7 protein-coding genes are annotated in these 9,120 nt (G+C 73.2%); 4 read left to right on the plus strand and 3 right to left on the minus strand.

Annotation, left to right across the window (positions count from 1 at the left end; translation table 11 throughout):
* Positions 1–1,149, minus strand: a 1,149-nt coding sequence (locus ABZV94_RS37955) for a sigma-70 family RNA polymerase sigma factor (RefSeq protein ID WP_356348979.1), incomplete at its 3' end; no start/stop codon positions are given.
* 333 nt (positions 1,150–1,482) lie between these two features.
* Positions 1,483–2,259 (minus strand): helix-turn-helix domain-containing protein, encoded by a 777-nt coding sequence (locus ABZV94_RS37960; protein WP_356348982.1) that lies wholly within the window; start codon positions 2,257–2,259, stop codon positions 1,483–1,485.
* A gap of 376 nt (positions 2,260–2,635) precedes the next feature.
* Here ABZV94_RS37960 and ABZV94_RS37965 point away from each other — a divergent pair, with 376 nt between their 5' ends.
* The 3 genes from ABZV94_RS37965 (at position 2,636) to ABZV94_RS37975 (ending at position 6,677) form a co-directional block, all read left to right on the plus strand.
* Complete coding sequence (locus tag ABZV94_RS37965) at positions 2,636–4,012, plus strand: NAD(P)/FAD-dependent oxidoreductase (RefSeq protein WP_356348984.1); 1,377 nt, start codon at positions 2,636–2,638, stop codon at positions 4,010–4,012.
* Positions 4,013–4,144: 132 nt separating this feature from the next.
* On the plus strand, positions 4,145–5,797 hold the full coding sequence (locus ABZV94_RS37970) for a SpoIIE family protein phosphatase (RefSeq protein WP_356348987.1): 1,653 nt from the start codon (positions 4,145–4,147) through the stop codon (positions 5,795–5,797).
* A 64-nt stretch (positions 5,798–5,861) separates the two neighbouring features.
* A complete protein-coding gene (locus ABZV94_RS37975; RefSeq protein ID WP_356348988.1) occupies positions 5,862–6,677 on the plus strand; it encodes a methyltransferase domain-containing protein in 816 nt (271 codons plus the stop codon).
* Positions 6,678–6,741: 64 nt separating this feature from the next.
* Here ABZV94_RS37975 and ABZV94_RS37980 read toward each other — a convergent pair whose 3' ends face one another.
* On the minus strand, positions 6,742–8,031 hold the full coding sequence (locus ABZV94_RS37980) for an MFS transporter (RefSeq protein WP_356348993.1): 1,290 nt from the start codon (positions 8,029–8,031) through the stop codon (positions 6,742–6,744).
* A 110-nt stretch (positions 8,032–8,141) separates the two neighbouring features.
* Between ABZV94_RS37980 and ABZV94_RS37985 the strand changes: the two genes are divergently transcribed.
* The gene (locus tag ABZV94_RS37985) at positions 8,142–8,690 is read left to right on the plus strand and encodes a MarR family transcriptional regulator (RefSeq protein ID WP_356348990.1); all 549 of its coding nucleotides are present in this window, start codon (positions 8,142–8,144) and stop codon (positions 8,688–8,690) included.
* Positions 8,691–9,120 lie beyond the last annotated feature (430 nt).

Genomic DNA, 9,120 nt, shown 5'->3' on the forward strand with positions numbered 1-9,120 from the left:
CGTCCTCGATGGCGACCTTGCGCTTCTGGCCGGCCTCGCTGTTGGCGTAGGCGAAGACGATCTTCTTCTCGGCGGGGAGCCACCGGCCGTGGCGGCGGCGCCCGCCGCACCCACCCCGGCGCCGCCGGCCACGATCCCGAGGGCCTTGGCGTACCCGGCGGCCCCGAACCAGCCGATGACCGCGACCGGGACGACAGCGGGGATACCGCTCGCGAGCTCCTCGATCTGCGCCGCCGCCAGCCGGCACCTGGCGCACTCCTCCAGGTGCTTGCGCAGGCCCCGTTCGGCGCGGACGCGCAGCTTGCGGCGGGCGTAGCCGCCGAGCTGGTCGGCGTAGCGGGCGCACTCCTCGTCTCGGGTGAGGGCGGCGCTGACGTGGGCCTGGAGGTACGCCTGCCTCAGCCCCTCGCGGGCGCGGCTGGCGAGCACGCGGGTGCCGTTGGCGTCCAGCCCGAACAGGACGGCCACCTCGCTCGGGGACTCGTCCTCCACCTCGGTGTGCCACAGCACGGCCTGCCAGCGCTCGGGCAGTGAGCGGAAGGCCCGCATCGCCAGGGACTGTTCGGCCTCGTGCAGGGCGCGCACGTCGGCGCCGAGACCGAGGTCCGCCGCGGAGGAGCCGATGAACGCGGTGTCGTCGGAGGTTTGCTTGGCCCCGGCGGCCTGCTGGGCGAAGAGGGCGAAGTCGTCGACGAGTTGCTCCCGCCGGGCGGACTTCGTCCAGTGGGCGGCGACGCGTCGGACGGAGGTCAGCAGGTAGGCCCGTACGGCGTGTTCGGGCCCGGACCCGCCCCGCACCGCTTGCAGCATCCGCGCGAACACCTCGGCGGTGAGGTCGTCGGCGGTGTGCCCGTCCCGGCAGCAGGTGCGGGCGTAGCGCCGTACCGCGTCGGCGTGCCGTCGGTACAGCTCCTCGTAGGCGGAGTCGTCGCCGCCGCGCATCCGCGCGATCAGCTCGGCGTCGGCGGGCGGTGTGTCCCGGCGCGGCGGCAGCCCGCCTCCCTCACGCTGGGCGGGCACGTTCCCGTCACGGGCCGCGCCGGAGCGGGCCGGCCGCCCGCCCTGGTGCGGAACCTGGGGTGAGGCCGACCCCCGAGTCTCGGCGTCCGCGTCGTCGCCGCGCGACCCGCCCCACCCGTCAACGCCCATCGCGGACAGCCCCCGACCCCGGCTCAGCCCAACCCGTCACGCCTCAGCCTGCCACACCGGACTGTCCCGAAGCCCCCGCTCGGACGCCATCCACTCATCCGAGCGCACTTGTCCCCACCGTCCTCCGAACATCCGTCGAACGGCCGGCCGCCGCGAGAAAGAGCCACGAGCCATGGGACTGCGTGAGCACCCCCACCACAGCCCCACGCCCCGCCCACCCGGCACCCGCCGACAGCGCTTTCGTGCCGCAGAAAGGCCACCCGCACCGACCGCGCGGCCGGTGCGGGTGGGAAACGGAACGCCCCCGAGGGCGAAGCCGAGTGGCGGGACGGTCTACGGCCGGGACCGCAGCCCCTCCAGCAGGATGTCGAGCAGCCGCGCGGACGCCGCCGCCTGCTGCGCCGCGTCGGGCAGCGACGGCGCCGCCGTGGCGATCACCAGCAGCACGTCACCCACGGACACGTCCGCCCGCAGCTCACCCGCGGCCCGGGCCCGGTCCACCAACTGTCCGACCACGTCGAGCAGCGCCCCGGCCCCGGCGTCGTCGGCCACCGCGGCCTCCTCCGCCACGAGCCGCAGCTCACCGCTGCCCGGCTGCACCCGCTGCTGAGGCACCCGGGCCTCCCCGGCGAGGACGACCGCCTCATCGGCCGTGCCCGGCTCACCCGGACCGGCGGAGCCCACCCGCAGCACCTGCGGCGGCAGCAACCGCCCCGCCCCCGACGCCACGGAGGTCCGCAGGAACCGCGACAGCGCCGACCACGGCTCGTCCTCCTGACCGAGCGCCGCACGGGCCTGCTCGGTCAGCCGGGCCGTCTCCTCCTCGGCGATCCGCCGGACCAGCACGTCCTTGCTGGGAAAGCGCCGGTACACCGTGCCGACCCCGACCCGGGCCCGCCGCGCCACATCCTCCATCGGCGCGCCGTAGCCCAGCTCGCCGAACACCTCACGCGCCGCACGCAGCACGTGCTCCAGGTTGCGCTGTGCGTCCACCCGCAGCGGGGTCGTCCGCGCCGCGTCCGCGCGTCCGTTGCCCACCGCCGCGTTCATCGCTTTGCCGCCGGGCGCGACGGCAGCAGCCGATGCCCAATGCGTGTCCTGAACATGCATGTGTTTCCCCCGGTAATGACGTCTCCCCCCGGAGACTCCCCGCCACTGAACGCGAGGTGCGCGGAAGCGGCATCGGTCCCGACCGGATCCGCCCGTCGCGGACCAGTTCGACCACATTCCCTACACCCCGTCGACACACGAACATAGTTGAGAGGAAGTCAATTCAGAAGGGGCAGGTTCCGCACAGTGCGCCCCCCGATCGGAGTACGGGGTGCGTACGTCCCGATTCCCGCCCTTCGCACCCTCTCGCCCGCCCCCGCTGACCTGCCCCCTTTCGTCCTGCACGGACGCCACGGCCCGCCGTGCGCACACCCGGCCGCCGGTCACACAAATTGCCGGGGCTGTGGACAAACACCAGCGCCGGGTGCGTCATGGGATGGTGAAGGAACGTGCGCGCATTCTGGTTGTCGGCGGCGGCTACGTCGGGATGTACACGGCCCTGCGCCTCCAGCGGAAGCTGAAGGCCGAGCTGAGGCGGGGCGAGGTCGACATCACCGTCGTCACCCCCGATCCCTACATGACGTACCAGCCGTTCCTCCCCGAGGCCGCCGCGGGCTCGATCTCCCCGCGCCATGTCGTCGTACCGCTGCGCCGCGTCCTGCCCCACTGCCACGTCGTCGTCGGCGAGGTCACCTCCGTCGACCACGGCGTACGCACCGCCGCCGTCACCACCCTCGCCACCGCCGAGGAGGGCACCACCGAACTCCTCGGCTACGACGAACTCGTGCTCGCCCCCGGCTCGGTCTCCCGCGCCCTGCCCATCCCCGGCCTCGCCGAGTACGGCATCGGCTTCAAGACCGTCGAGGAGGCCATCGGCCTGCGCAACCACGTCATCGAGCAGATGGACATCGCCTCCTCCACCCGCGACCCGGCCGTCCGCGACGCCGCCCTCACCTTCGTCTTCGTCGGCGGCGGCTACGCGGGCGTCGAGGCCCTCGGCGAGCTGGAGGACATGGCCCGCTACACCGCGCGCTACTACCACAACCTCCGCCCCGAGGACATGAAGTGGATCCTCGTGGAGGCCACCGACCGCATCCTCCCCGAGGTCGGCCCCGAGCTGGGCCGCTACACCGTCACCCAGCTGCGCCGCCGCAACATCCAGGTGCTGCTGGACACCCGCCTGGAGTCCTGCGCCGACCGCGTGGCCGTGCTCAGCGACGGCCAGCGCTTCCCGACCCGTACGGTCGTGTGGACGGCCGGCGTCAAACCGCACCCGCTGATCGCCGCCACCGGCCTGCCGCGCACCGACCGCGGCCGGCTGCGCTGCACCGCCCAGCTCACCGTCGACGGCACCGAGCACGCCTGGGCCGCCGGCGACGCCGCCGCCGTACCCGACGTCACGGCCGCCGAAGCCGGCACCGAGACCGCGCCCAACGCCCAGCACGCGGTCCGCCAGGCCAGGGTCCTCGGCGACAACATCGTCCACTCCCTGCGCGGCGAGCCCCTGGAGACGTACGCGCACAAGTACGTCGGCTCGGTCGCCTCCCTCGGCCTGCACAAGGGCGTGGCGCAGGTCTACGGGCGCAGGCTGAAGGGCTACCCCGCGTGGTTCATGCACCGCGCGTACCACCTCAGCAGGGTGCCCACCGTCAACCGCAAGGCCCGGGTGCTCGCCGAATGGACCCTCGCCGGGCTCTTCAAACGGGAGATCGTCTCGCTCGGTTCGCTCGAACATCCCCGTGCGGAGTTCGAACTCGCGGCCGGTGGAAAGCCTCCTCACAGCCCCTCCGACGACCCGAAGGGGTCGTCCTGACCGGACTCAGGAACTCCACGGCCCACCCCGGCGTCTGACGGTTGTCGCCCGCCGCGGCCCGCTCCCTGACAGACTGCCCTACGACGTCGGACGGGCACCCGCCCGCCCTAGCACCCACGAGGCTTTCCCCAAGTGAACTTCACGCGCTGGAGCGCCCGGCTCCCCGGTACGCAGCGCCGCGCCGCCGCGCGGACCGACACGGCGGTCTCCCCGGACCGGAGGGGGGAAGGCTCCGTGCCCGCGGCCCGCGCCGAACAGCCCGCCGACGGCACACCCCTGGTGTCCGCCGTCGACGAACTGCCCGCGCGTGACGTCCTGGACCGCGTCCCGGCCCTCGTCGCCCTCGTGCACGGCCCCGAGCACCGCATCGCCTACGTCAACGACGCCTACACGACGGCCTTCGGCACCCGAGCCCCCGGCGCGGCGGCCCGCGAGGCCCTGCCCGAACTCGCCGAACTGGGCCTGCTCCCGCTGCTCGACCAGGTGCTGCGCAGCGGCAAGCCACGCACCCTGAAGTCGCGCAAGGCCGTCGACGGCCGCTCGTACACCTTCACCTGCACCCCCGTCGCCGAGGACGGCGACCGCGACGCCGGCGTGCTCGTCTTCGCCACGGACGTCACCGACCACGCCGAGGCCGCCGAGCGCCTGCGCGCCAGCGAGCGCCGCCAGCGCGAGACCGCCGTCACCCTCCAGCGCTCCCTGCTCCCGCAGGAACTGGAACAGCCCGACGACCTGCGCATCGCCGCCACCTACCAGCCCGGCGGCACCGAGGCCGCGGTCGGCGGCGACTGGTACGACGTGATCACCCTCGGCGGCGGCCGGACCGCCCTCGTCATCGGCGACGTCATGGGCCGCGGGGTGCGGGCCGCGGCCGTCATGGGCCAGCTGCGCACGGCCGTCCGCGCCTACGCCCGCCTCGACCTGCCCCCGCACGAGGTCCTGCAACTCCTCGACGGCCTCGCCGCCGAGATCGACGCCAACCAGATCGCCACCTGCGTCTACGCCGTCCACGACCCCAACGAGGGCCGCCTGGTGTACGCCTCCGCCGGCCACCTGCCGATCCTGGTCCGCGACGAGAACGGCACGGTCTCCCGCGCCGACGAACCCACCGGCCCGCCGCTCGGCACCGGCGGCTGGATGCACTCCTCCGGCTCGATCGCCCTCGGCCCCGGCTCCACCGCCGTCCTCTACACCGACGGCCTGGTCGAGCGCCGGGACGCCGACCTGGACGAGGGCATCGCCGCGCTCGAAGGCGCCCTCGCCGGCGCGACCGGCAGCCCCCAGGTCGTCTGCGACCGGCTGGTCCGCTCGGCCGGCGTCACCGCCGACCACGACGACGACGTGGCCGTCCTCGTCCTCCAGCACCCCGCGCGGACGGGCCCCGACGGCGACCTCTTCCGCAACGCGGCCCTCGAACTCCTCGGCGGCGTCGAAGCGGCCCCCCGCGCGCGTGCCTTCGCCTCCGGCGTCCTCACCAGCTGGCGCTTCCCCGCCGAACTGCACGACCTCGGCGTCCTCGCCACCAGCGAGCTGGTCGCCAACAGCCTCCAGCACGGCACCCCGCCCATGCGGCTCCGCCTGCGCCGCACCGACCGCCGCCTCATCGTGGAGGTCACCGACGGCGACGACCACCTGCCGAGGCGCCGCCGCGCCGAACCCGGCGACGAGTCGGGCCGGGGCATCGCCATCGTCGCGACGATCGCCTCCAACTGGGGCTGCCGTCGCACCCCCGGCGGTGGCAAGGCGGTGTGGTGCGAGTTCGTCCTGCCGAAGGCAAAGCACTGACCGGCCGCCCGGCCCCTCCGCGCGGCAAACCGGCCACGCGCCCGTCCGGTGCTAGAAGCTGACCATGGCAGAAGGATCCGGCGCAGCGAGCGACGCGCCCGAGGGCCCCGAGGGTTACGACACCTACCACGCCCCGATCATGGCGCCGTTCGTCGGCGAGCTGCTGGACGCCGTGGACCTGCGCCCCGGGGCCACCGTCCTGGACCTCGCCTGCGGCACCGGCTTCACCGCCCGCGCGGCGGCACCCCTGGTCGGCCCCACCGGCCGGGTCTTCGGCGTCGACAGCGACCCGGACATGGTCCGGGTGGCCCGGGACCGCCACCCCCGCCTCTACCCGGACATCGAGTTCACCGTGGCCGCCGCCGACCGGCTGCCGTACCCCGACGCCACCTTCGACGCGGTCGTCTGCCAGCAGGGCGCCCAGTTCTTCCCCGACCTCGACGCCTGTCTCGCCGAGGCCGCCCGCGTCACCCGCCCCGGTGGCCGCTTCGCGGCCACGGTCTGGGCGCCCCTCGACCGCCAGCCCTACTTCCTCGCCCAGCGGCGAGCCGTCGAGGAGTACGGCGGCCCGGACGCGGCCCGCCACTTCGCGCGCCCCTTCTCCGGCACCGCCGAGCGGCTCACCACCGCCCTGCGCACGGCCGGCTACGGCGACACCGCCCACCGCGAGGTCACCTTCGGCGTCGCCCTGCCCCCGCTGGACGCCTACGCCCCCGCCCACCTGGCCACTCTCTGGGGCGGCCTGATCAGGGAGGCGGGCGGCGAGGAGGCCCTCACCCGTGCGGCCCGCCTGGTGCGCGACCAGCTCGCCGACCGGGTCACCGCCGACGGCACGGCGACGCTCCCCTTCACGGCCGTCCTCGTCACGGCGACCCGCTGACCGGCACACCCGGCACACGACGACGGCCGCCACCCGGAGGTGACGGCCGTGACGCACCGCGGACTCACGCGTCCGCGGGCACCGGTCCCGTGGCGGCCCCGCCCCGGGCGACCACGCGGGTGCCGCGCGCCAGCCAGGGCCGGTCCTGTACGGCGGTGAGCCGCCGCCCCAGCCGCAGCGCCAGGACGGTGATCCCCAGCGAGAACAGCAGGAAGGTCACGATGTACGGCCCGTGCAGCGAGGCCCCCAGCGGACCGCCCACGGCCGGGCCGACGGCCAGGGCCAGCTGCTTGACCAGCGCGAACGCGGAGTTGTACTGCCCGGCCATGCCCTCCGGCGCCAGATCGGCGACCAACGGCGCGACCGTCGGTGACAGCATCGCCTCGCCCAGCCCGAACAGCGCGTACGTCGACACGAACGCGGCCGTCGCCATCTCCTGGCTGCCGTGCCCGAGTCCCGCGTACCCGGCGGCCAGCCAGGCCACGGCCCAGATCAGGCCCACCGCGGCGATGACCCGGGACCGCCGGCGCCGCTCCACGAACTTCAGCACGGCGAACTGAGCGACGACGATCATCAGCGTGTTCGCGGCCAGCGCCGTACCCAGAGCGGACGTGGATATCCCGGCCGCCTCCACGCCGTACGCGCTCAACCCCGACTCGAACTGGCCGTAGCAGGCGAAGAAGATCACGAAGCCCAGCACGGACAGCTGCACCATCGCCCGGTTCCCGAGCAGCTGCTTCCAGCTGCCCTTCGCCGACCCCGAGGGAGCGTCCGCCAGGCGCGGCGAGTGCGGCATCCGCACGGTCGCCAGCACACCGACCAGCAGCAGGAACATCGCCGCCTCGATCGCGAACAGCAGCGTGAACGACGACACGCGCGTGGTGTCGACGAGGTGGCCGCCGATGAGACCGCCGACGCCCAGCCCCAGGTTCTGCAGGAAGAACTGCATCGCGAACGCACGCGAGCGCGTGTCCGCGGAGGAGCAGTCCACGATCATCGTCGCCAGCGCCGGCTGCATCACGGCCTGCCCGGCCCCGAGCGCCGCCGCGGACAGCAGCACGGCCGCGGCACTGCCCGCCAGCCCGAGACTCAGCGCGCCCAGGGCGGCGGTCACCAGAGCGGCGAGAAGGACCGGCAGCGGGCCGCGCCGCACGATCGCCCGCCCGGCGAACGGCAGCACGATCAGCGCGGCCACGGCGAAGACGGCGAGCACGAGACCCGCCGTCATGGCTCCCAGCCCCCGCACCTGCGCCACATAGACGTACAGGTAGGGGACGGTGAAGCCGAGCCCGAACGCGCTCAGTGCGTTGCCCACGTGGATCCGGCGCATCGCTGCGCCCATCGCCCTGGTCACGTTCACCTCTCTCACTAGTTAGACCTGAAGACTTCGAAGCTAAAGTTCGAAGCTAAAGAGTACATGGTCAAGGACTTCGAGGCAAAGGGCTCCCGTGCGATACTGCGGCCATGGCCGACACACCCGGCGTCACAGAGCCGACGCTCGACGAACAGATCGCCGCCTACCAGCGCGAGTTCCAGGACCTGGACCCCCAGGTCGAGAAGATCGTGTCGGCGCTGTCCCGCCTCAACCGGCGGATGAACGTGGCGTACGGCCGCCAGACCTCCGCCCTCGGCATCAGCAACGCCGAGTGGGAGGTCCTCAAGGCACTGGTCCTCTCCGGCGCCCCCTACCGCATGGGCCCCAGCGAGCTGGCCAAGCGGCTCGGGCTCACCCCGGCGGCCATGACCCACCGGATCGACCGCATGGTCGCCGAGGGGCTGGTCACCCGGGAGCGCGACGAGTCCAACCGCGTCCGCGTCATCGTGGAGCTGACGCCCGAGGGCCGCGAGAAGTGGCTGGAGGCGATGCGCCTGGCGACGGTCTTCGAGGAGGACCTGCTCCAGGACCTCACCCCCGCCGAGCGCTCGGTGCTCGGCGAGGTCCTCACCCGGCTGCTCCGCCGGGTGGAGCACGCCCAGCCGGACGCCGGCGGCCGGCTCACGGACCTGGACTGACGTCCGCATAAAAGATCTTGACAGCAGGGTGTTGACACGCCCCTGCCCGATCCGTAAAGATCTTCGGGTTGCCGCGGAGCCGTAACGGTTCTTCGGTGACACCTCAGCCGCCCCGAGCGGCACCCCTCACACCTTCAGCACGATCCTCCCTCCGGGTTGATTTCGGCGTGCCCGAATTCAATTCGAATAGGGACTCGGCGGCCCGATTGGGAATCGCCGGACGGATCCGCTAAGGTTTGAGACGTCGGAACGGCCCAACGGCCGGGAGGACAAGCCCCGCTGACTGGGGATCAGACGCCGAAAGGATCTGATAGAGTCGGAACCGCCGGAAAGGGAAACGCGAGAGCGGGAACCTGGAAAGCACCGAGGAAATCGGATCGAGAAAAGATCTGATAGAGTCGGAAACGCAAGACCGAAGGGAAGCGCCCGG

It is taken from the genome of Streptomyces sp. NPDC004658 (assembly GCF_040609555.1).
In the GTDB taxonomy this organism is placed as follows: domain Bacteria; phylum Actinomycetota; class Actinomycetes; order Streptomycetales; family Streptomycetaceae; genus Streptomyces.